Here is a 713-nt window from a genome sequence, read left to right on the forward strand (position 1 = left end):
TTTACATGAGTGAATAAAATTAATGGAGTGATAAAATGGAATATCAATTACAACAACTTGCGTCGTTAACGTTAGTAGGTATTAAAGAAACGTATGAAAATGGACGACAGGCTCAGCAACATATAGCCGGGTTTTGGCAAAGGTGTTATCAAGAGGGAGTAATTGCGGATTTACAGTTAAAAAATAATGGTGATTTAGCCGGGATACTTGGCTTATGTATACCCGAATTAGACGGTAAGATGTCATATATGATTGCAGTTACCGGAGATAATAGTGCTGATATTGCAAAATATGATGTCATAACATTAGCAAGTTCAAAGTATATGGTATTTGAAGCACAGGGCGCAGTACCTAAAGCAGTTCAACAAAAAATGGAAGAGGTTCATCACTACATACATCAATATCAAGCAAATACGGTAAAATCAGCACCATTTTTTGAGTTGTATCAGGATGGTGATACTACAAGTGAAAAATATATTACAGAAATTTGGATGCCTGTTAAAGGGTGATTGAATAGAAATGTACTTGATATGAAGGCGTAATTTTAGTTGAAGATTGGATTTCATAATTCATAAAGAAGAACCCCGACAAAGATAGATATCTTTGCTAGGGTTCTAATTATGTTGAAGTGTTATGCGACATGTTGCTTTTTAATCATTTTAAAGTAAATGATTTGTAGACTGACTAATAGAATGGCTGTAATGAAGATAATA

General features: G+C 33.7%; 2 protein-coding genes. One reads left to right on the plus strand and one right to left on the minus strand.

The annotated features are described in order from the left end of the window. Positions 1-35 precede the first annotated feature (35 nt). Complete coding sequence (locus IDG60_RS27955; RefSeq protein ID WP_000456486.1) at positions 36-509, plus strand: GyrI-like domain-containing protein; 474 nt, start codon at positions 36-38, stop codon at positions 507-509. A gap of 122 nt (positions 510-631) precedes the next feature. Here IDG60_RS27955 and IDG60_RS27960 read toward each other — a convergent pair. Beyond that, on the minus strand, positions 632-713 hold an 82-nt coding region (locus IDG60_RS27960), incomplete at its 5' end, for a hypothetical protein (RefSeq protein WP_241013401.1).

The organism is Staphylococcus sp. EG-SA-2 (genome assembly GCF_017152085.1).

Excerpts from the sequence above, each read along its gene's own strand:
- IDG60_RS27955 (WP_000456486.1), top strand. The coding sequence starts at position 36 with ATGGAATATCAATTACAACAACTTGCGTCGTTAACGTTAGTAGGTATT.